This window comes from Pseudomonas vlassakiae (assembly GCF_014269035.2).
In the GTDB taxonomy this organism is placed as follows: domain Bacteria; phylum Pseudomonadota; class Gammaproteobacteria; order Pseudomonadales; family Pseudomonadaceae; genus Aquipseudomonas; species Aquipseudomonas vlassakiae.
Map to the genome: position 1 here is coordinate 133923 of NZ_JABWRP020000011.1, position 22205 is coordinate 156127.

Sequence of the window (22205 nt, forward strand, 5' to 3'; positions counted from 1 at the left end):
GTCAGTGGCAGCGCCGTCAGTTGATGCGCAAACGTCGGCGCAGGTCGCGCAGGGCGAAGCTGATCCATGGCCAGAGCAAGGCACTGATCACGGCTGGCCAGACCAGCGCCAAGGTTGGCAGGCGATTGCCGGTGAGCGCACTGAGCCACAGCTGGATCAGCTGGGCGATACCGAAGATCACCAGGATCACCAGGCTCTGCTGCCACAGCGGGAACATGCGCAGGCGCTGCTGCAGCGACAGCACGAGGAACGTGATGAGCGTGAGGATGAGCGCGTTCTGCCCCAGCAAGGTGCCGTACAGCACGTCCTCGGCCAGCCCCAGAATGAAAGCGGTGGTCATGCCCACCTTGCCTGGCACGTTCAAGGTCCAGAACGACACCAGCATCGCCAGCCACATGGGCCGGAACACTTCAAGGAACTGCGGCATGGGTGAAACGCTGAGCAGCAGGCCGATGGCGAACGTCAGCCAGATGACCCAACCGTGGTTACGGCGCGACTTGGCCATCATTGCCTCCGGGGATGGGCGGGCGCCGCAGGCGCGGCGGCAGGGTTGCCGGGCGCTGCAGCCGGGGCCGCAGGCGCCTGACCCGTAGCGGCCGGCGCCGCTGGCTGTGCCGGGGCTGGGGCAACTGCCGGCTGCTCGGCATTGGCAGCAGGTTGGCCAGTGCCCTTGCGATCGGCCTCTTCCTGGGCGATGGCTGCTTCGGTGGCCCGCTGCTCCGGTGTCCGGCGGTCACTGAACACCAGCAACATGTAGCGGCTGCGGTTGAGCGCGGCGGTTGGAATGGCGCGGACGATGGCAAACGGCTGGCCGGAATCGTGGATCACTTCGTTGACCGTGGCCACCGGGTAGCCGGCCGGGAAACGCTGGCCCATGCCAGAGCTCACCAGCAGGTCACCTTCCTTGATGTCGGCGGTGTCGGCGACATGGCGCAACTCGAGGCGCTCCGGGTTGCCGGTGCCGCTGGCGATGGCGCGCAGGCCGTTGCGGTTGACCTGCACCGGAATGCTGTGGGTCGTGTCGGTCAACAGCAGGACCCGCGAGGTATACGGCATCAGCTCGACCACCTGGCCCATCAGGCCACGGGCATCGAGTACCGGCTGCCCCAGGAACACACCATCGCGCTCACCCTTGTTGATCAGAATGCGGTGGGTGAACGGATTGGGGTCGACGCCGATCAGCTCGGCCACTTCGACCTTCTCGTTGACCAGCGCCGAGGAGTTGAGCAACTCACGCAAGCGCACGTTCTGCTCCGTCAGGGCCGCCAGCTTCTGCAGGCGCCCTTGAAGCAGCAGGGCTTCGGTCTTGAGTTTTTCGTTTTCAGCGATCAGCTCGGTGCGGCTGCCGAACTGGCCGGCCACCCCTTGCCACATCCGCTGCGGCAGGTCGGTGATCCAGTACGATTCCATGAGCACCAGGCCCATCTGGCTGCGCACCGGCTTGAGCACGTCGAAACGCGCGTCGACAACCATCAGCGCGACCGACAGCACTACCAGTACCAGCAGGCGAACGCCCAGCGAAGGGCCCTTGGAGAAAAGCGGTTTAATGGGCCGTTCCTCGTGGACGACTCAGGAGGTCATTGGACATGGGACAACGCACCAGCCTGGTTGCGGGTTGACGGAAACGACGCCGCGATGGACGCCAGCCAGCGCATACAGGTAGCACTGCGCGTGCTACCTGTAAACCGGGCTTTCGAAAGCAGCGGGGGATCACTCGCTGGAGAGCAGGTCCATCGCGTGCTTGTCCATCATCTCCAGGGCGCGGCCACCGCCACGGGCGACACAGGTCAGCGGGTCTTCGGCGACGATCACCGGCAGGCCGGTTTCCTGCGCCAGCAGTTTGTCGAGGTCACGCAGCAGCGCACCACCACCGGTCAGCACCAGGCCGCGCTCGGCGATGTCGGAGGCCAGCTCCGGCGGCGATTGCTCCAGGGCGCTCTTGACCGCCTGGACGATGGTCGCCAGGGATTCCTGCAGGGCTTCCAGGACTTCGTTGGAGTTCAGGGTGAAGGCGCGTGGTACGCCCTCGGCCAGGTTACGGCCGCGCACGTCGACTTCGCGCACCTCGCCGCCCGGGTAGGCGGTGCCGATTTCCTGCTTGATGCGCTCGGCGGTGGATTCGCCGATCAGGCTGCCGTAGTTGCGGCGCACATAGGTGACGATGGCTTCGTCGAAGCGGTCGCCGCCAACCCGGACGGACTCGGCATAGACCACGCCGTTCAGCGAGATCAGTGCGATTTCGGTGGTACCGCCACCGATATCGACGACCATCGAGCCGCGGGCTTCTTCGACCGGCAGGCCGGCACCGATGGCAGCGGCCATCGGCTCTTCGATCAGGAACACTTCACGGGCACCGGCACCGAGGGCCGACTCGCGAATGGCGCGGCGCTCGACCTGGGTCGATTTGCACGGCACGCAGATCAGCACGCGCGGGCTGGGCTGCAGGAAGCTGTTTTCGTGAACCTTGTTGATGAAGTACTGCAACATTTTTTCACAAACGCTGAAGTCGGCGATGACGCCGTCCTTCATCGGACGAATGGCAGCAATGTTGCCAGGCGTGCGGCCCAGCATGCGCTTGGCTTCGGTACCGACGGCGACGACGCTTTTCTGGTTGCCGTGGGTACGGATGGCAACAACCGAGGGCTCATTCAGGACGATACCGCGCTCACGCACGTAAATAAGGGTGTTGGCAGTCCCCAGGTCGATGGAAAGATCGCTGGAAAACATGCCACGCAGTTTCTTGAACATGGGAAAGTGACCCTGGGGAAAGCGTGGGTAAAAAAGTGCGGCAAACTCTAACAATGGCAGGGATTTTGGGCAAGGAGCCAATATGTTAAATTGGCTGTTTTTCCGAGCACGCCAGCAGATGATCGCGGCCGTTGGACCGCCAAAATGCTGACATGTTCCTCACCGCGGACCCTATTCGGTTCTTTGTTTCCCCTGGAGATCACCATGGCGCTTGAACGCAGCGACGTGGAAAAGATTGCCCATCTGGCCCGTCTGGGCCTGAATGAAGGCGAACTGCCACGCATTACTGACGCCCTGAACAGCATTCTCGGCCTGGTCGACCAGATGCAAGCGGTCGACACCAACGGCATCGAGCCCCTGGCCCACCCCCTGGAGGCCAGCCAGCGCCTGCGTCCCGACCAGGTCACCGAAAGCAACCAGCGCGACGCCTACCAGGCCATCGCGCCAATGACCGAAAGCGGTCTGTACCTGGTTCCGAAAGTCATCGAGTAAGGGATAGAGCCTGCCATGCATGAATTGACCCTGGCCGAGATCGCCCGCGGACTCGCCGACAAGTCGTTTTCCTCCGAAGAGCTGACCGGCGCCCTGCTGGCGCGCGTCAAGCAGATCGACCCACAGATCAACAGCTTCATCAGCGTCACCGAAGAGTTGGCCCTGAGCCAGGCGCGTGCTGCCGACGCCCGTCGCGCCGCTGGCGAAACCGGTGCACTGCTCGGCGCGCCGATCGCCCACAAGGACCTGTTCTGCACCCTCGGCGTGCGCACCAGCTGCGGCTCGAAGATGCTCGACAACTTCAAGGCGCCGTATGACGCCACCGTGGTCGCCAAGCTGGCCGAAGCCGGCATGGTCACCCTGGGCAAGACCAACATGGACGAATTCGCCATGGGTTCGGCCAACGAGTCCAGCCACTACGGCGCGGTGAAGAACCCGTGGAACCTCGAGCACGTGCCAGGCGGCTCGTCCGGCGGTTCCGCGGCAGCCGTGGCCGCGCGCCTGCTGCCGGCCACCACCGGCACCGACACCGGTGGCTCGATCCGCCAGCCGGCGGCACTGACCAACCTCACCGGCCTCAAGCCGACCTACGGTCGCGTGTCGCGCTGGGGCATGATTGCCTACGCCTCCAGCCTCGACCAGGGTGGCCCGCTGGCACGTACCGCCGAAGACTGCGCCCTGCTGCTGCAAGGCATGGCCGGCTTTGATGCCAAGGACTCCACCAGCATCGACGAGCCGGTGCCGGACTACAGCGCCGCCCTCAACGGCTCGCTGCAGGGCCTGCGCATCGGCCTGCCGAAGGAGTATTTCGGTGCCGGCCTCGACCCGCGCATCGCCGAGCTGGTCCAGGCCAGCGTCAAGGAGCTGGAAAAGCTCGGTGCGGTGGTCAAGGAAATCAGCCTGCCGAACATGCAGCATGCCATTCCGGCGTACTACGTGATCGCGCCGGCAGAAGCCTCCTCCAACCTGTCACGCTTCGACGGTGTGCGCTTCGGCTACCGCTGCGAAGAGCCGAAAGACCTGACCGACCTGTACAAGCGTTCCCGTGGCGAAGGCTTCGGTACCGAAGTGCAGCGCCGCATCATGGTCGGCACCTACGCCCTGTCGGCCGGCTACTACGACGCCTACTACGTCAAGGCGCAGCAGATCCGCCGCCTGATCAAGAACGACTTCATGGCCGCCTTCGCCGAGGTCGACCTGATCCTCGGCCCGACCACGCCGAACCCGGCCTGGAAGCTTGGCGCCAAGAGCAGCGACCCGGTCGCCGCCTACCTGGAAGACGTCTACACCATCACCGCCAACCTGGCGGGCCTGCCAGGCCTGTCGATGCCAGCCGGCTTCGTCGATGGCCTGCCGGTCGGCGTGCAGCTGCTGGCACCGTACTTCCAGGAAGGCCGCCTGCTCAACGTCGCGCACCGTTACCAGCAAGTCACCGACTGGCACACCCGCGCCCCTAACGGCTTCTGAGGAATTCACACATGCAATGGGAAGTTGTGATCGGGCTGGAGATTCATACCCAGCTGGCCACCCAGTCGAAGATCTTCTCCGGCAGCGCCACCACCTTCGGCTCCGAGCCGAACACCCAGGCCAGCCTGGTTGACCTGGGGATGCCCGGCGTCCTGCCGGTGCTCAACCAGGAAGCCGTGCGCATGGCCTGCATGTTCGGCCTGGCGATCGATGCCGAAATCGGCAAGCGTAACGTGTTCGCGCGCAAGAACTACTTCTACCCGGACCTGCCCAAGGGCTACCAGATCAGCCAGATGGACCTGCCGATCGTCGGCAAGGGCCACCTGGACATCGCCCTGGAAGACGGTACCATCAAGCGCATCGGCGTCACCCGCGCGCACCTTGAGGAAGACGCTGGCAAGAGCCTGCACGAAGACTTCAGCGGCTCCACCGGTATCGACCTGAACCGCGCCGGCACCCCGCTGCTGGAAATCGTCTCCGAGCCGGACATGCGCAGCGCCAAGGAAGCCGTGGCCTACGTCAAGGCCATCCACGCGCTGGTGCGCTACCTGGGCATCTGCGACGGCAACATGGCCGAAGGCTCGCTGCGCTGTGACTGCAACGTGTCGATCCGGCCGAAAGGCCAGGCCGAATTCGGTACCCGCTGCGAGATCAAGAACGTCAACTCGTTCCGCTTCATCGAGCGTGCGATCAACAGCGAGATCCAGCGCCAGATCGACCTGATCGAGGACGGCGGCAAGGTTGTCCAGGAAACCCGCCTGTACGACCCGAACAAGGACGAGACCCGCTCCATGCGCAGCAAGGAGGAGGCTAACGACTACCGTTACTTCCCCGACCCGGACCTGCTGCCGGTGGTGATCGAGGACAGCTTCCTCGAAACCGTCCGCGCCGGCCTGCCGGAGCTGCCACCACAAAAGGTCGAGCGCTTCCAGAGCCAGTACGGCCTGTCGGCCTACGACGCCAACGTGCTGGCTTCCAGCCGCGAACAGGCGGACTACTTCGAGGAAGTGGCGAAGATCGGTGGCGACGCCAAGCTGGCCGCCAACTGGGTCATGGTCGAACTGGGTAGCCTGCTGAACAAGCTGGGCATCGAAATCGACCAGGCGCCGGTCAGCGCCGCGCACCTGGGCGGCATGCTGCTGCGCATCCGTGACAACACCATCAGCGGCAAGATTGCCAAGACCGTGTTCGAGGCGATGGCCGCGGGTGAAGGCGATGCCGACAGCATCATCGAAAGCAAGGGCCTCAAGCAGGTCACCGATACCGGTGCAATCGACAAGATGCTCGACGAAGTGCTCGCTGCGAACGCCGAGCAGGTCGAACAGTATCGTGCCGCTGACGAGGCCAAGCGCGGCAAGATGTTCGGCTTCTTCGTCGGCCAGGCGATGAAGGCCTCCAAAGGCAAGGCCAACCCGGGGCAGGTGAACCAACTGCTCAAGGCCAAGCTCGAAGGGTGAGCTGAAAAAAGCGGCGAGGGCCTTGCCCTCGATCGCGGATGAATCCGCTCCTACAGAGAACAGCGACATGCCTGTAGGAGCGGATTCATCCGCGATGGGCCGCACAGCGGCCCCAATGCACCGGAGCATCCCAATTGCTGAAACGATCCCTAGGTACCCTCGCCCTCTTCTCCTTCCTGGCCGGCTGTGCCAGCCATGACATCGACCCGCGCGGTTACAACGAAACCGGCACCGCGTCCTATTACGGCTCGCGCCACCACGGCAAACGCACTGCCAGCGGCGAACCGTTCAACCAGCACGGCCTCACCGCGGCCCACCGCAGCCTGCCATTCGGCAGCCGGGTGCTGGTCACCAACCTGGCCAACGATCGCAGCGTGGTGGTCCGCATCAACGACCGCGGCCCGCATACCCGAGGCCGGCTGATCGACCTGTCACGTGCTGCAGCAGAAAAAATCGGCATGCTCCGTAGCGGAACGGCGCGCGTCCGGGTACAAGGTCTGAGCGATTGACCTGACACCTGCCCTGACTGGAGCCCCATCATTTTCGACCTGGCCACCCTCCCCACCTTCAGCCTGTTGCAAATGGGCGCTGCCCTGCTGCTGCTGATCGTCGGTGCCGAACTGCTGGTGCGCGCGGCGCTGCGCCTGGCCGAACGCCTGCGCGTGCGCCCCTTGATCATCGGCCTCAGCCTGGTGGCCTTCGGCAGTACCGCACCGCAGCTGACCGTAAGCCTGCAAGCCGCCTATCAAGGTGCGCCCGACGTGGCCGTGGGCAGCGTGATCGGCAGCAACATCTTCAATGTACTGGTCATCCTCGGCCTGGCCGCGCTGATCATTCCACTGCGGGTATCGCGCCAGCTGGTGCGCCTGGACATCCCGCTGATGATTGCCGCCAGCGCCCTGGTCTATGCTCTCTGTGGCAACGGCCACCTGGGCCGGGCCGAAGGGTTGCTGTTGCTGCTCGCCCTGGCGGGCTACCTGGCCATGCTCTGGCACCAGTCGCGCCACTATGCCCGCACCTATCCGGCCCAGGATGCCGCTGCAGCCAGCGCTGGGCGCTTCTGGTCCGGGGCGCTGCTACAGGTGCTGTTCGGCCTTGGCCTGTTGAGCCTGGCCGGCCACCTGCTGCTGGAGGCGGCCATTGAAGTGGCCACCGATCTCGGACTGTCCGAGCGGGTCATCGGCCTGACGGTGGTCGCCGTGTGTACATCCCTGCCCGAGCTTGCCGCCGCGCTGATTGCCGCCATTCGCGGCGAACGGGAGATTGCCGTCGGCACGGTGATCGGCAGCAATCTGTTGAACTTGCTGGGAGTGCTCGGCCTGACCGCACTGATCACACCCGAGCCGCTGACCATCTCGCCCAATGCGCTGGCATTCGACCTGCCGGTGATGCTGGGTGTCGCGGCCCTGAGCCTGCCGGTGTTCTATTCCGGCTACCGGATCACCCGCAGCGAGGGGCTGGTGTTCCTCTGCCTGTACCTGGTCTATGGCCTGCATGTCGCAGCCTTCACCATGGGCCTGCCACTGGCCGGGCGGCTGGAGCGGTTGATGCTGTTCTATGTGCTGCCGGTGCTGGGCACGGTGTTGCTGTACACCACGGCCCGAGCCTGGCGCAGGCAGCACTGACAGGCCAGGCCTGCTTTGACTATCTTCCCTGCCGAGCCTTCTTCAGCTTGAAGGCCAGCCACAGCACCGCAATCCACGCCGGGATCAGGACCACCGAGATGCGGATCGGCGGGGTCAGGTACATCACCACCAGAATCAGCACGATGAATGCCAGGCACAGGTAGTTGGTCAGCGGGTGCCCCCAACTCTGGTAGAACGGGTTGATCCCGGCCGCCAGCTTGGCCTTGCGGAACTTCAGGTGGGTGATGCTGATGCTGGCCCAGTTGATCACCAGCGCCGACACCGCCAACGCCATCAGCAGGCCGAACGCCTCGCCAGGCATCAGGTAGTTGATCAGCACGCACATGCCGGTCGCAAAGGCTGAAACAGCCAACGCCGTCAGGGGCACGCCGCTGCGGCTGACCTTGAGCAACTGGCGCGGCGCATCACCCTGGCTGGCCAGGCCGAACAGCATGCGACTGTTGGCGTACACACAGCTGTTGTACACCGACAACGCAGCGGTCAACACCACGATGTTGAGGATGGTCGCCACCAGGTCGCTGTCCAGTTCGTGGAAGATCATCACGAACGGGCTGCCGCCTTGCACCACCTTCTGCCAAGGGTACAGCGACAGCAGCACGGCCAGGGCACCGATGTAGAAGATCAGGATGCGGTAGACCACCTGGTTGGTCGCCTTGGGGATGCTCTGGCGCGGGTTGTCGGCCTCGGCGGCGGTAATGCCGACGAGCTCCAGGCCACCGAAGGAGAACATGATCACCGCCAGCGCCATCACCAGCCCGGTCACGCCATTGGGAAAGAACCCGCCGTATTGCCACAGGTTGGCCACGCTGGCATCCGGGCCGCCCTGGCCGCTGGCGAGCATCCAGGCGCCGAAACCGATCATGCTGACGATCGCTACCACCTTGACCAAGGCGAACCAGAACTCCATTTCGCCATAGACCTTCACCTGGGTGAGGTTGATCAGGTTGATCACCACGAAGAAGATCGCCGCCGTGGCCCAGGTCGGGAACGCCGGCCACCAGTACTGCACATAGATACCCACGGCCGTGAGCTCGGCCATGCCGACCAGCACGTACACCACCCAATAGTTCCAACCGGAAACGAACCCGGCGAACTCGCTCCAGTATTGGTGGGCGAAGTGGCTGAAGCTGCCAGCGACAGGCTCCTCGACCACCATCTCTCCCAATTGGCGCATGATGAAGAAGGCCATCAGGCCGGCAATGGCGTAGCCCAGCAAAACGGCGGGCCCCGCCAGCTGGATGGTCTGGGCGATGCCCAGAAACAGCCCGGTACCGACGGCACCACCCAGCGCAATCAGCTGGATATGGCGATTCTTCAGCCCGCGCTTCAGCGGCTCGGGCGTGCTCTGGTCTTGCATGAAGTGTCCTTTGGCTCAGTGAGGCAGTGTTGTTGCTGTTGTTTTGCAGTCAAGGATCTAGATCCATCCGCCCCACTGCAAGATGAAAATACCAATATTGGTGGTGATCGCCGCCATTAACGTGGTTATCACGATGATCGAGGCCGCCAGTTCATGGTTGCCGTTGGCGGCGCGGGCCATGACGTAGCTGGCCGCCGCCGTCGGGCTGCCGATGTAGAGGAACAGGATGCCCAGCTCGGCCCCCCGGAAGCCGCACAACCAGGCCCCCAAGGTGCCGATCAGCGGCAGCAGGACCATCTTCACCAGGCTCGCATCGATGGCCAGCCTGCCGCTGTCGCGCAGGGCCGCCAACGACAGGGTGCCACCGATGCAGATCAGCGCCAGCGGCAGGGTCATCTGCGCCAGGTAGTCGCCCGACGTCAGCAGCCAGTTCGGCAGCGGCACCTGGCCGTAGGCCAAGGGCGTGGCCACCAGCACACTGATGATCAGCGGATTGCTCAGGATGCTCTTGCAGATGCTCCACGGGTCGGACTTGAGGTCCGGGCTGTACACCGCCAGCACCACCGCCGACAGGGAGTTGTACATGAGTATCACCAGGCCGGCGAGCACCGCCCCCAGGGAGATGCCGTAATCGCCATAGAGGCTCGCAGCCAGGGCCAGGCCGATCACGCCGTTGTTGCCGCGGAACGCACCCTGGGTGTAAATGCCACGGTCGGCCAGAGGGCTGCGCCAGATGGCCATGCCCCAGGCCACGGCAAAGCCGACCAGGGTGGCGACCACGAAGTAGAGGATGACCCTGGGCTGAACCGCGGTGGCCAGGTCGGCGTGGTAGATGCCGAGGAACAGCAACGCTGGCATGCAGACGTTGAACACCAGCTGCGAGGCGACGCGGTTGAAGTTGTCGTCGATCAGGTGGATACGTTTGAGCAGCACGCCCATGAACAGCATGGCGAAGACGGGGGCCGTGATGTTCAGCGTCTGGATAAGAAGGGCGAGCATGCGCAAGCGGTCCTGATGGGGGTTGCCGTTAGGCGGCTAATGATACGCCAACGCGTCAGGAAATGCGGGGATCGAGCGGGACTTTAAACAAGCTTCTGTCTGTGCCGGCCTCTTCGCGGGTAAACCCGCTCCTACAGGGATCGCATACCCTGTGGGAGCGGTTCACCCGCGAAAGGGCCGGTACAGGCAGCAGAAGGTCAGCGGCGAACCGGGCGCTTCTGCAATTTGCGCTGCAGGGTGCGACGGTGCATGCCCAGCGCCCGCGCAGTGGCGGAGATATTGCCCTCGTGCTCATTCAGCACGCGCTGGATGTGCTCCCACTGCAGACGGTCTACCGACATCGGGTTTTCCGGCACCAGCGAGTCCAGGTCGGCATGTTCCGACAGCAGTGCCGCCAGCACGTCGTCGGCGTCGGCCGGCTTGCACAGGTAGTTGCAGGCACCGCGCTTGACCGCCTCGACGGCGGTGGCGATGCTCGAGTAACCGGTCAGGATCACCACGCGCATCTCCGGGTCCAGCTGCAGCAGCTTGGGCAGCAGCACCAGGCCCGAGTCGCCTTCCATCTTGAGGTCCAGCGTGGCGTAGTCCGGCAGGTCCTGCTGGGCCAGAAGCAGGCCTTCCTCGGCAGAGCTGGCAGTGCTCACACGGAAACCGCGGCGGCTCATGGCCCGGGCCATGACCCGGGTAAAGGTGGCGTCATCGTCCACCAGCAACAGGTGCGGCAGCTCTTCGCCTTCGACCTGGTTTTCTTCGCTCATCATTCATCTCCTCGCTTGCCATGGGGCAGGCGCAGTTCGGTCAGGGTGCCACCCTGTTCATGACTATAGAGTTTCACCGAACCGCCCGCACGGGTCACGCTGGCCTTGCTCAAGAACAGGCCCAGGCCGAAGCCTTTGCCTTTGGTGGTAATGAAGGGTTTGCCGATTGCTTCGGCGATGGCCGGCGGTACACCGGGGCCATGGTCGCGGATGCTGATCAGGATGTCCTGGGCGTCCCAGTCAAGGGTCACCTGCAGGTCATCGGGGCAGGCATCGGCGGCATTGTTCAACAGGTTCAGCAGCGCCTGGGTCAGGTCCGGTGGCGGCGTCAGGCGCGGCACCAGGCCGTCGCGCAGGCGCTGGAAGCGGTAGCTGGCCTCCGGGCGCATCAGGTGCCAGCGGTTCAACGCTTCGTCGAGCCAGGCGGTGACGTCCTGTTCGACCACCGCCAGACGGCGGTTGGCCTCGGCGGCGCGCACCAGTTGCTGCAGGGTTTCCTTGCACAGCTTGACCTGGTCCTGAAGGATCTGCAGGTCTTCCTGAAGCAGTGGGTCGGTGTGGTCCTGGCGCATTTCATTGAGCAGCACGCTCATGGTCGCCAAGGGGGTGCCCAGTTCGTGGGCCGCGCCGGCAGCCTGGGTGGCCACGGCCAGCAACTGTTCGTCACGCAGGCTTTCTTCGCGGCGCTCGGAGCGCAGTTGCTCCTGACGGCGCAGTTCCTCGGCCATGCGCGCGGCAAAGAAGGTGATCACGGCGGCGGCCAGGGCGATACTCAGCCACATGCCGTAGACCTGCATCTTGTCCCGCGCCATCGGCAGCCCCTCGAGCGGGTAGAACTGCACCAGCAGCAGGCTGTAGGCGGTCAGGGCGATGCCCGAGAGGATCAGCGAATACAGCCACGGCAAGGTCACCGCAGCGATGGCCAGCGGCACCAGGTAATAGGATACGAACGGGTTGGTCGAGCCACCCGAGTAGTACAGCAAGGCACTGTGGATCAGCAGGTCGCAGGCCAGCTGCAAGGCATATTCGGTCTCGGTGACCGGCAGCGACAGGCGCAGGCGCAGGGCGGTGAAGGCGCAGAGCAGCGACGACAGGGCCAGGGTCGCAGCCAACGAAAGCCATGGCAGTGGCAGCAGGTCGGTCCAGTAGGCGACGCCCACGGAGCCTGCCTGGGCGGCCAGGACCAGAACGCGAATGACAGTCAGGCGCCAGAGGTTCTGGCGTGTTGCGGACAGCGGTTGTGCGGCGGCGAGCATGCGCTCTCCCGATGTGTGCTCCAGTAAAATCGGGTGGAGTATACCGAAGCCGGGCGCCCCACTGCAGCGATGCGGCAAAGCGCCACACTTTGTCACATGTTGATGGTGGCACTTTTGAACCCACTACACGGGTCCCGGTCTGATGGGCCATGCGTGGAAAGGATGACCTCAACCCACGCCTATCATTGCCAAGGAGTAACACATGCACATTCCACGTCGCGGCGCAGCCCTGATCCTGTCCTGTGGCCTGCTCGCCAGCCTGCCGGCCCTGGCGGCCGACGAACCGCGTTACAACCAGGTATCGTTGCGCGCCGAAGTCAGCAAGGAAGTGGCGCGCGACCTGATGGTCGTGACCCTCTACAGCGAAGCGCAGAATACCGACCCCGGCAAGCTCGCCAAGCAAATCACCGAAACCATGAACAAGGCCGTGCAGCAGGCGCGCCAGGTCAAGGACGTGAAAATCAGCCAGGGCAGCCGCAACAGCTACCCGGTGTATGACAGCAAAGGGCAGAAGATAACCGGCTGGCGTGAGCGCGCCGAGCTGCGCCTGGAAGGTGCCGATTTCCCGGCCCTGTCCCAGCTCACCGCCGACCTGCTGCAGGACCTGAAGATGGGCAGCATGGACTTCTCCATCGCCCCGGCCACGCGCAAGGCCAGCGAAGACGAGCTGCTCAAGGATGCGGTCAATGCGTTCAAGGCCCGCGCACAGCTGGCCACCGAAGCATTGGGCGGCAAGGGCTATAAAGTGGTCAGCCTGAACCTGAACAGCTCCGGTTACCCACGCCCTTACCTGCGTAGTGCGCCGATGGCGATGAAGGCCATGGGCGCTGACGAGGCCGCGCCAGCACCGGATATCGAAGCCGGGACCAGTGAAGTCAGCATGAATGCCGACGGGCTGATCGAAGTGCAGATGCCCTAAGCGACCACAAAAATCCTGTGGGAGCGGCCTTGTGTCGCGAAAGGGGCGCGCAGCGGCCCCAAGATCTCGGCTGAACCGCTAGATTGCCGGGGCCGCCTTGCGGCCCTTTCGCGACGCAAGGCCGCTCCCACAGGGATCGCGTCAAATTCAAGCTTTTCAGATATTTCCTACGCACCATAGAGGTGCGTCCTACACTCTCTCCCGCACCGAAACATCTCGCAAAAAGCCATCATTTCGCCCGCGCAAACGTTCAACTTCGCTGAAAGTTATACGAATGCGACATCCATGTACGCTCGTACTACTTTTCTGACGCCAACTATCCTTCTCCCTGTTGCATTGGGAATACCCCCTGCATAAGTATCCGCAGGTCGGCTCACGAGGCCACCTCAACCCCAAAAATGACAACAATGAGGCCACCATGCTCAAACACGCAGTCATTCCGTTCCTGCTAGGTGCAGGCTTGCTCGCCGGTGCTCCACTGGCCCAGGCCGCGTCCAACCTGGTGTTCTGCTCCGAAGGCAGCCCGGCCGGCTTCGACCCGGGGCAATACACCACCGGAACCGACTTCGACGCCTCGGCCGAGACCGTGTTCAACCGCCTGACCCAGTTCGAACGCGGCGGCACCGCGGTCATCCCGGGTCTGGCAACCAAATGGGACGTGGCCGACGACGGCAAGACCTACACCTTCCACCTGCGCGAAGGGGTCAAGTTCCACACCACCGACTACTTCAAGCCGACCCGCGAATTCAACGCCGACGACGTGCTGTTCACCTTCAACCGCATGCTCGACAAGAATCACCCGTTCCGTAAGGCCTACCCCACCGAATTCCCTTACTTCACCGACATGGGCATGGACAAGAACATCGCCAAGGTGGAGAAGCTTGACGATCACACGGTGAAGTTCACCCTCAATGAAGTGGACGCCGCGTTCATCCAGAACCTGGCCATGAGCTTCGCCTCCATCCAGTCCGCCGAGTACGCCGGGCAATTGCTCAAGGACGGCAAGGCCGCCGACATCAACCAGAAGCCGATCGGCACCGGCCCGTTCGTGTTCAGCAAGTACCAGAAGGACGCGCAGATCCGCTTCAAGGGCAACAAGGACTACTGGAAGCCCGAAGATGTGAAGATCGACAACCTGATCTTCGCCATCTCCACCGACGCCTCCGTGCGCATGCAGAAGCTGAAGAAGAATGAGTGCCAGGTCACCTTGTTCCCGCGGCCGGCCGACATCGAGCCGCTGAAGGCCGACAAGAACCTGCAGATGCCCCAGCAGGCCGGCTTCAACCTCGGCTACATCGCCTACAACGTGATGGACAAGATCAAGGGCAGCAACGAGCCTAACCCGATGGCCCAGCTGCAAGTCCGCCAGGCACTGGACATGGCCGTGGACAAGAAGAAGATCATCGAATCGGTCTACCAGGGCGCGGGCCAGCTGGCGGTCAACGCCATGCCGCCCACACAGTGGTCGTATGACACCAGCATCAAGGACGCACCGTACGACCCCGAGAAGGCCAAACAACTGCTCAAGGAAGCCGGCATCAAGGAAGGCACCGAGATCACCCTGTGGGCCATGCCCGTGCAACGTCCCTACAACCCCAACGCCAAGCTGATGGCCGAGATGCTGCAGTCCGACTGGGCCAAGATCGGTATCAAATCGAAGATTGTCAGCTACGAGTGGGGCGAGTACATCAAGCGCTCCAAAGGCGGAGAACAGGGCGCCATGCTGATCGGCTGGAGCGGTGACAACGGTGACCCGGACAACTGGCTCGGCACCTTGTACGGCTGCGACGCCGTCGACGGCAACAACTTCTCCAAGTGGTGCTTCAAGCCCTACGACGACCTGATCAAGCAGGCCAAGGCCACGTCCGACCAGGCCAAGCGCACCGAGCTGTACCAGAAGGCCCAGCACATCCTCAAGGAACAGGTGCCGATCACGCCGATCGCCCACTCCACGGTCTACCAACCGATGAGCGCCAAGGTGAAGGACTTCAAGATCAGCCCGTTCGGGTTGAACAGCTTCTACGGCGTCAGCGTGGACAAATAGGGTAGCTCCCCGCACCCGCCGCTCGAAGGCGGGTGCGCCTCACCACCAAGCATTTCGTGCCCCCTCCGACGCTACCCGCGACGGAGTCGGGAAACTGTTGCCGTCATTCGTACCCCGAAGCGGCTTGAACAGCTGGAAAAGGAATCGCCATGCGCCACGTCACTCGCCTTTCGCCCCTGCTTGCCCTCGGCCTGCTGAGCCAGGCCCCTGCCCTTCAGGCCAAGAACCTGGTGTTCTGCTCCGAAGGCAGCCCGGCCGGCTTCGACACCGCCCAGTACACCAGTGCCACCGACAACGACGCCGCCGAGCCGATCTACAATCGCCTGGTGGAGTTCGAACGTGGCGGCACCGCCGTGCACCCGGCGCTGGCGACCCGGTGGGAAGTTTCCGAAGACGGCTTGCGCTATACCTTCCACTTGCGCCCCGGCGTGAAGTTCCACGCCAACAAGGCCTTCACGCCGAGCCGTGATTTCAATGCCGATGACGTGCTGTTCACCTTCAACCGCATGCTCGACAGGGACCAGCCGTTCCGTAAGGCCTACCCCACCGAATTCCCATACTTCGTCAGCATGGGACTGGACAAGAACATCACCCGGGTCGAGAAGACCGACCCAATGACCGTGGTGTTCACCCTGAACAAGGTCGATGCCGCGTTCATCCAGAACCTGGCGATGAGCTTCGCCTCGATACTCTCGGCCGAGTACGCCGAAACGTTGCTGGCCAGTGGGCGCCCCAGCGACATCAACCAGCAACCGATCGGCACCGGGCCGTTCGTGTTCCAGCGTTACCAGAAGGATTCGCAGATTCGCTTCAAGGGCAACCCGGATTACTGGGCGCCTGATGAAGTGAAGATCGACAACCTGGTGTTCTCGATCAATACCGACCCATCGGTGCGCATCCAGAAGCTGCGCCGCAACGAATGCCAGGTCACCCTGCACCCGCGCCCGGCCGACCTGCCGGCGCTCAAGGCCGACGGCAAGCTGCAGGTCATGCAACAGCCCGGCTTCAACCTCGGCTATATCGCCTATAACACCCAGCACCCACCGTTCGACCGCCTCGAAGTGCGCCAGGCCATGGACATGGCGGTGAACAAGCAGGCCATCATCCAGGCGGTGTACCAGGACTCCGGCCAGTTGGCAGTCAATGCCATGCCGCCAACCCAGTGGTCCTACGACAACAGCCTCAAGGACGCGCCGTACGACCCGGAAAAAGCCAAACAGTTACTGCAGCAGGCCGGGGTCAAGCCCGGCACCGAGATCACCCTGTGGGCCATGCCGGTACAGCGCCCTTACAACCCCAACGCCAAGCTGATGGCCGAAATGCTCCAGGCCGACTGGAACAAGCTCGGCTTCAAGGTGCGCATCGTCAGTTACGAATGGGGCGAATACCTCAAGCGCATGAAGAGTGGCGAACACGACATCGCCCTGATCGGCTGGACGGGCGACAACGGAGACCCGGACAACTGGCTCGGCACCCTCTACAACTGCGACGCCATTGGCAGCAACAACTATTCGCTGTGGTGCGACCCGCAATACGACCGCCTGGTCAAGCAGGCCAAGCAGGTGACCGACCGCGAGCAACGCACGGCGCTTTATCAGCAGGCCCAGCAGCGCCTCAAACAGCAGGTGCCGATCACCCCGGTAGCGCATTCCACGGTGAACCAGCCGTTGAGCATCAAGGTGGCCGATTTCAAGGTCAGCCCGTTCGGCCGCAATGACTTTTCCGGTGTGAGTGTTGACTGACCTTTAACCCTCGAAGGCCTCTTCGCAGGTAAACCCGCTCCCACAGGATCACGACAGGTTCGAGCTTGCGCCCTACCTGCAGGAGCGGGTTTATCGAGGCGTCGAACCTCCGCGAAAGGGCCGGGACAGGCAACACACCTCCTCCGATTTTGCCCGGCAACCCCGGGCAACCCTGGCAACACCGCAGCAAACAACCCGGCCCACAAGGCCAGGTGATAACTAAAAGAACAGAAAGGGAGCTTTAACTTTGAGACTATTCACCTTGACCGCTTTGGCCTTATCCATCGGCACCTTTTCCGCCGTGACAGAGGCCGACACCCAGAGCCAGGACTACATCCCGTTCAGCCTGAAATCCAGCAGCGAACAGGACCAGGCCAATGGCTTCATCGACGGCCAGAGCCTGTCCGGCAGCACCCGCAACTGGTATGCCCACGAACGTGCCACCCGCGCACCGCTGTGGAAGTACTACAAGGGCGACGGCACCCGCCACGATACCCACAGCCGCGACAACTGGGTGCAGGGCACCATCCTCAACTACAGCTCGGGCTTCACCCAGGGCACTGTCGGCTTTGCCGTCGAGGCCGCCGGCTACAACGCGATCGCCCTGCAACAGGGCCGCGCCGCGATCGCCGGCCCGAACAACCGGACGCTCACCCACAGCGACGGCGACCCGGTCGGCCAGTGGAGCAAGATGGGCCTGGCCAACGTCAAGGCGCGTGTGTCCAATACGACCCTCACCGTCGGCCGCCAGTCTGTGGACACACCGATGATCGCCTACATCGGCAACCGTGCGTTGCCGTCGAGCTTCCAGGGCGCATTCCTGCACAGCGCCGAGTTCGACAACCTGTCGCTCGACCTGGGTACCTTCGACCGCGTTTCGCCACGCACCGAACAGAGCCTGAGCAAGTTCCGCAGCGAATACGGCGCCACCGGCGTCGAGACCGACCGCGCCAGCACCGCCGGGGTCAACTACCAGCCGTTCAAGAGCCTGACCACCAGCCTGTACGCCACCAAGGTCGACGACTTCTGGAACCAGTACTACTTCGGCGCCAGCCATGTGCTCGGCGACAACGCCGTACTCGCCCTGACCACCGGCCTGAACTACTACAAGACGGTGGACGAGGGCAGCAAGAAGATGGGTGAGATCGACAACGACACCTACAGCCTGTCGTTCGGCCTGACCCACCAGGCGCACACCCTCACCGCGTCGTGGCAGCAAGTCAACGGCAACGAGTATTTCGACTACCTGCACGAAACCAACGGCATCTACCTGGCCAACTCGCTGCTGTCGGACTTCAACGGCCCCAACGAGAAATCCCTGCAGATCTCCTACGTGCTGAACATGGCGCCGTACGGCGTACCAGGCCTCAAGTTCAACCTGTACAACGCCCGTGGCTGGGGCATCGACGGCACCCACTACCGGGGCACCGCCTATGACGTCAACGGCCTGGATGGCGAAACCCACTACGAGTGGGGCATCGGCACCAGCTATGCCGTACAGAGCGGGCCGTTCAAGGACACCAGCATCCGCGCCACCTACACCGCCCACCGCGCCAGCAAGGCGCAGGCCGATGGCAGCCTCGACGAGTTCCGCTTGGTGACCACCATTCCATTCAACATTCTTTGACCGATGGCGCCATGGCCCGCTTCAACCCGGGCCGTGGCGGCTACGCTGGAATCATTGCAAGCAGGGAGTTTCCATGACATCGCTACCGCTCCGCGCTGCCCTGGCAGCGGTCATCCTGGGCGCCGCCGGCAACCTCGCGGCCAAGCCGCTGGTGGTGTGCACCGAAGCCAGCCCGGAAGGCTTCGACATCGTCCAGTACACCACTGCAGTCACCGCCGATGCCTCGGCCGAGACGGTGTTCAACCGCCTGGTCGACTTCAAGCCTGGCACCACCGACATTCAGCCGGCCCTGGCCGAACGCTGGGACATTTCAGCGGACGGGCTGACCTACACCTTCCACCTGCGTGAAGGGGTGAAGTTCCACACCACCGACTACTTCAAGCCAACCCGCGAGTTCAACGCCGATGACGTGCTGTGGAGCCTGAATCGACAGCTCGACCCAAGCCATCCGTGGCACGACAAGACCAGCGTCGGCTACCCGTACTTCGAGAGCATGGCCTTCAAGGAATTGCTCAAGTCGGTGACCAAGACCGACGACCACACCGTGGTGATCACCCTGACCCGCCCGGAAGCCCCCTTCCTGCGCGACATGGCCATGGCCTTCACCTCGATCTACTCCGCCGAATACGGTGACCAGTTGCTCAAGGCCGGCAAGACCGGCGACCTCAATAGCAAGCCGATCGGCACCGGCCCATTCATTTTCCAGCGTTACAACAAGGACGCCCAGGTCCGCTACAAGCCCAACCCGGACTATTTCCGCGGCAAGCCGCCGGCCGATGCGCTGGTGTTCGCCATCGCCACCGACAGCAACGTGCGCCTGCAGAAGCTGCGCGCCAACGAATGCCAGGTGGCGCTGTACCCCAAGCCCGATGACGTACCGCTGATCAAGAACGACCCGACACTCAAGGTCGACGAAATCGAAGCCTTGGTCACCGGCTACATTTCGATGAACACCGAACACAAATACCTGAGCGACGTGCGTGTGCGCAAAGCCATCAACATGGCCTTCGACCGCCAGACCCACGTCGATCAGCTGTTCGGCAAGGGCAACGCACTGGTCGGCGTAAACCCCTACCCCCCCACCATGATCGGTTACAACACCGAGAACAAGAACCCGCCCCGCGACCTGGCCAAGGCCCGCGAGCTGCTCAAGGAAGCTGGCGTGCCGGAGGGCACGGTGATCACCCTGTTCACCCGCAACGGCGGCGGCCCGACCAACCCCAACCCGCGGCTTTCCGCGGAAATGCTCCAGGCAGACCTCAAACAGATCGGCCTGAAGCTGGACATCCGCGTGATGGAATGGGCCGAGATGCTGCGCCGCGCCAAGAAGGGTGAGGCGGACCTGGTCTCCACCGGCTGGGCCGGCGACAACGGCGACCCGGACAACTTCCTCAGCCCGCTGCTCAGTTGCGATGCTGCCAGAAGCGGCGAGAACTATGCACGCTGGTGCAACCCTAAGTTCCAGGAACTGATCACTCGCGCCCGCGAAGTGATCGACAACGACCAACGCGCCAGGCTCTATGCCGAGGCTTTGAAGGTGTACGATGACGATCAACCCTGGATCAGCATGGCCCATCCGAAGATGTTCACCGCCATGCGTGACAACGTGGAGGGCTATGTGATCAACCCTCTGACCAACAACAACTTCGCCACCACCCGGGTGAAGTAGAACAACAACGACCGCCGGGACCCCACACGGGCACCGGCGGCACTGCCCTGACCGGCTGATGAGGTAACCCCGACAATGTTGAGTTTTATTGCCCGGCGCCTGGGCCTGCTGATACCGACCTTCTTCGGTATCACCCTGCTGACCTTCGCGCTCATACGCCTGATCCCCGGCGACCCGGTGGAAGTCATGATGGGCGAGCGCAGGGTCGACCCCGAAATGCACGCCCAGGCCATGGAGCGCCTGGGCCTGAACAAGCCACTGCCGGTCCAGTACCTGGACTATGTCGGCAAGCTGGCCCACGGCGACCTCGGTGAATCGCTGCGCACCCGCGAGAGCGTGTGGACCGAGTTCCTCACCCTGTTCCCCGCCACCCTGGAGCTGGCCATGGCCGCCCTGCTGTTCGCCGGCATCGTCGGCCTGCTGGCCGGGGTGATCGCCGCGCTCAAGCGCGGTTCGCTGTTCGACCACGGGGTGATGGGGATCTCCCTGGCTGGCTATTCCATGCCGATCTTCTGGTGGGGCCTGATCCTGATCATGTTCTTCTCGGTGAGCCTGGGCTGGACCCCGGTATCGGGGCGTATCGACCTGCTTTACGACATCGAGCCAAAGACCGGCTTCATGCTCATCGACACGCTGCTCAGCGACGAGGAAGGCGCGTTCAAGGACGCGGTGATGCACCTGATCCTGCCGGCCATCGTGCTCGGCACCATCCCCTTGGCGGTGATCGCCCGCATGACCCGCTCGTCAATGCTCGAAGTGCTGCGCGAGGACTACATCCGCACCGCCCGCGCCAAAGGCCTGTCGCCGGCCCGCGTGGTGTTCGTGCATGGCCTGCGCAACGCGCTGATCCCGGTGCTGACCGTGTTCGGCCTGCAGGTCGGCACGCTGCTGGCCGGCGCCGTGCTGACCGAAACCATCTTCTCCTGGCCGGGCATCGGCAAATGGCTGATCGAAGCCATCGGCGCCCGTGACTACCCCGTGGTCCAGAACGGCATACTGTTGATTGCCTGCCTGGTGATCCTGGTCAACTTCGTCGTGGATATCCTCTACGGCCTGGCCAACCCACGCATCCGTCATCAGCGCTGAGGCCTTCCATGACTAGCCCGATTCCGAAATCCGTCGCACCGGCCAGCCCGGTGGACCAGAGCCTGCTCTACCCTTCACCGTACAAAGAATTCTGGCAGGCCTTCTCGCGCAACAAGGGCGCGGTAATGGGCCTGGCCTTCATGTGCCTGGTGGTGTTCTGCGCGTTGTTCGCACCGTGGGTCGCCCCCCATGACCCGAGCGAGCAGTACCGCGACTTCCTGTTGACCCCGCCGGTGTGGCTGGAAGGCGGCAGTTGGCAATTCATCCTCGGCACCGACGAACTCGGCCGTGACCTGTTGTCGCGCCTGATCCAGGGCGCGCGGCTGTCGCTGCTGATCGGCCTGTCGTCGGTGGTGATGTCGCTGATCCCGGGGATCCTGCTGGGCCTGCTGGCCGGGTTCTTCCCGCAGGTCCTCGGCCCGTCGATCATGCGCCTGATGGACGTGATGCTGGCCCTGCCGTCGCTGCTGTTGGCGGTGGCCATCGTCGCCATCCTCGGCCCAGGCCTGATCAACACGGTAATCGCCATCGCCATCGTGTCCTTGCCGTCCTATGTGCGCCTGACCCGCGCCGCGGTGATGGGCGAACTGAACCGCGACTACGTTACCGCCGCACGCCTGGCCGGTGCCGGGCTGCCACGGCTGATGTTCGTCACCGTGCTGCCCAACTGCATGGCGCCGCTGATCGTGCAGGCGACCTTGAGCTTCTCCTCGGCAATCCTCGACGCCGCCGCGCTGGGTTTCCTCGGCCTCGGCGTGCAACCGCCAACCCCCGAGTGGGGCACCATGCTGGCCTCGGCCCGTGACTACATCGAGCGCGCCTGGTGGGTGGTGAGCCTGCCCGGCCTGACCATCCTGCTCAGTGTGCTGGCAATCAACCTGATGGGCGACGGCCTGCGCGATGCGCTGGACCCGAAACTCAAGAACGCCGCCTGAGGA

19 protein-coding genes are annotated in these 22205 nt (G+C 63.6%); 12 read left to right on the forward strand and 7 right to left on the reverse strand.

From position 1 onward, the window contains the following. Positions 1 to 16: 16 nt before the first annotated feature. The 3 genes from mreD to mreB form a co-directional block, all read right to left on the reverse strand. Complete coding sequence (mreD, locus tag HU738_RS15920; protein WP_054887193.1) at positions 17 to 505, reverse strand: rod shape-determining protein MreD; 489 nt, start codon at positions 503 to 505, stop codon at positions 17 to 19. Further along, positions 505 to 1548 carry a rod shape-determining protein MreC gene (gene mreC, locus HU738_RS15925; RefSeq protein WP_176508742.1) on the reverse strand — a complete coding sequence of 348 codons (1044 nt, stop codon included), beginning with the start codon at positions 1546 to 1548 and terminating at the stop codon, positions 505 to 507. Before mreC ends, mreD begins: the two co-directional genes overlap by 1 nt. A gap of 162 nt (positions 1549 to 1710) precedes the next feature. Further along, complete coding sequence (mreB, locus tag HU738_RS15930; protein ID WP_003255163.1) at positions 1711 to 2748, reverse strand: rod shape-determining protein MreB; 1038 nt, start codon at positions 2746 to 2748, stop codon at positions 1711 to 1713. A 204-nt stretch (positions 2749 to 2952) separates the two neighbouring features. Between mreB and gatC the strand changes: the two genes are divergently transcribed. From gatC to HU738_RS15955, 5 genes are all read left to right on the forward strand, one after another. Continuing rightward, on the forward strand, positions 2953 to 3240 hold the full coding sequence (gene gatC, locus HU738_RS15935; protein ID WP_054887192.1) for an Asp-tRNA(Asn)/Glu-tRNA(Gln) amidotransferase subunit GatC: 288 nt from the start codon (positions 2953 to 2955) through the stop codon (positions 3238 to 3240). Between the two features lie 15 nt (positions 3241 to 3255). Then, positions 3256 to 4707, forward strand: a complete 1452-nt coding sequence (gene gatA / locus HU738_RS15940) for an Asp-tRNA(Asn)/Glu-tRNA(Gln) amidotransferase subunit GatA (protein ID WP_176508713.1) — start codon at positions 3256 to 3258, stop codon at positions 4705 to 4707. An 11-nt stretch (positions 4708 to 4718) separates the two neighbouring features. After that, entirely contained in the window at positions 4719 to 6164 is a 1446-nt protein-coding gene (gatB, locus tag HU738_RS15945; protein WP_176508714.1) for an Asp-tRNA(Asn)/Glu-tRNA(Gln) amidotransferase subunit GatB, read from the forward strand. A gap of 134 nt (positions 6165 to 6298) precedes the next feature. Then, positions 6299 to 6673 (forward strand): septal ring lytic transglycosylase RlpA family protein, encoded by a 375-nt coding sequence (locus tag HU738_RS15950; protein WP_082433675.1) that lies wholly within the window; start codon positions 6299 to 6301, stop codon positions 6671 to 6673. A gap of 72 nt (positions 6674 to 6745) precedes the next feature. Continuing rightward, positions 6746 to 7789 (forward strand): calcium/sodium antiporter, encoded by a 1044-nt coding sequence (locus HU738_RS15955; protein ID WP_186603589.1) that lies wholly within the window; start codon positions 6746 to 6748, stop codon positions 7787 to 7789. A gap of 19 nt (positions 7790 to 7808) precedes the next feature. Here HU738_RS15955 and HU738_RS15960 read toward each other — a convergent pair whose 3' ends face one another. The 4 genes from HU738_RS15960 to HU738_RS15975 form a co-directional block, all read right to left on the reverse strand. Further along, complete coding sequence (locus tag HU738_RS15960; protein ID WP_186603588.1) at positions 7809 to 9167, reverse strand: amino acid permease; 1359 nt, start codon at positions 9165 to 9167, stop codon at positions 7809 to 7811. Positions 9168 to 9224: 57 nt separating this feature from the next. Continuing rightward, the gene (locus HU738_RS15965) at positions 9225 to 10166 is read right to left on the reverse strand and encodes an AEC family transporter (protein WP_054886989.1); all 942 of its coding nucleotides are present in this window, start codon (positions 10164 to 10166) and stop codon (positions 9225 to 9227) included. Positions 10167 to 10363: 197 nt separating this feature from the next. Next, positions 10364 to 10924: a response regulator transcription factor gene (locus HU738_RS15970; protein ID WP_054886988.1), complete on the reverse strand. Its 561-nt coding sequence runs from the start codon at positions 10922 to 10924 to the stop codon at positions 10364 to 10366. Next, a complete protein-coding gene (locus tag HU738_RS15975) occupies positions 10924 to 12180 on the reverse strand; it encodes an ATP-binding protein (RefSeq protein ID WP_054886987.1) in 1257 nt (418 codons plus the stop codon). The genes HU738_RS15970 and HU738_RS15975 overlap by 1 nt, the downstream gene beginning before the upstream one ends. Positions 12181 to 12382: 202 nt before the next feature. On the opposite strand from HU738_RS15975, the gene HU738_RS15980 reads away from it, so the two are divergent. The 7 genes from HU738_RS15980 (at position 12383) to HU738_RS16010 (ending at position 22202) form a co-directional block, all read left to right on the forward strand. Further along, the gene (locus tag HU738_RS15980) at positions 12383 to 13099 is read left to right on the forward strand and encodes an SIMPL domain-containing protein (RefSeq protein ID WP_176508717.1); all 717 of its coding nucleotides are present in this window, start codon (positions 12383 to 12385) and stop codon (positions 13097 to 13099) included. A gap of 418 nt (positions 13100 to 13517) precedes the next feature. Then, on the forward strand, positions 13518 to 15143 hold the full coding sequence (locus tag HU738_RS15985; protein ID WP_186603587.1) for an ABC transporter substrate-binding protein: 1626 nt from the start codon (positions 13518 to 13520) through the stop codon (positions 15141 to 15143). Between the two features lie 149 nt (positions 15144 to 15292). After that, positions 15293 to 16885, forward strand: coding sequence for an ABC transporter substrate-binding protein (locus HU738_RS15990; RefSeq protein WP_186603586.1), 1593 nt, complete (start codon positions 15293 to 15295; stop codon positions 16883 to 16885). A gap of 247 nt (positions 16886 to 17132) precedes the next feature. Then, complete coding sequence (locus tag HU738_RS15995; RefSeq protein WP_054886983.1) at positions 17133 to 18512, forward strand: OprD family porin; 1380 nt, start codon at positions 17133 to 17135, stop codon at positions 18510 to 18512. Between the two features lie 73 nt (positions 18513 to 18585). Then, positions 18586 to 20181, forward strand: a complete 1596-nt coding sequence (locus HU738_RS16000) for an ABC transporter substrate-binding protein (protein WP_186603585.1) — start codon at positions 18586 to 18588, stop codon at positions 20179 to 20181. Between the two features lie 75 nt (positions 20182 to 20256). Beyond that, positions 20257 to 21267 (forward strand): ABC transporter permease subunit, encoded by a 1011-nt coding sequence (locus tag HU738_RS16005; RefSeq protein WP_186603584.1) that lies wholly within the window; start codon positions 20257 to 20259, stop codon positions 21265 to 21267. A gap of 8 nt (positions 21268 to 21275) precedes the next feature. Next, positions 21276 to 22202, forward strand: coding sequence for an ABC transporter permease subunit (locus tag HU738_RS16010; RefSeq protein ID WP_054886980.1), 927 nt, complete (start codon positions 21276 to 21278; stop codon positions 22200 to 22202). The last annotated feature ends 3 nt before the right edge of the window (positions 22203 to 22205 follow it).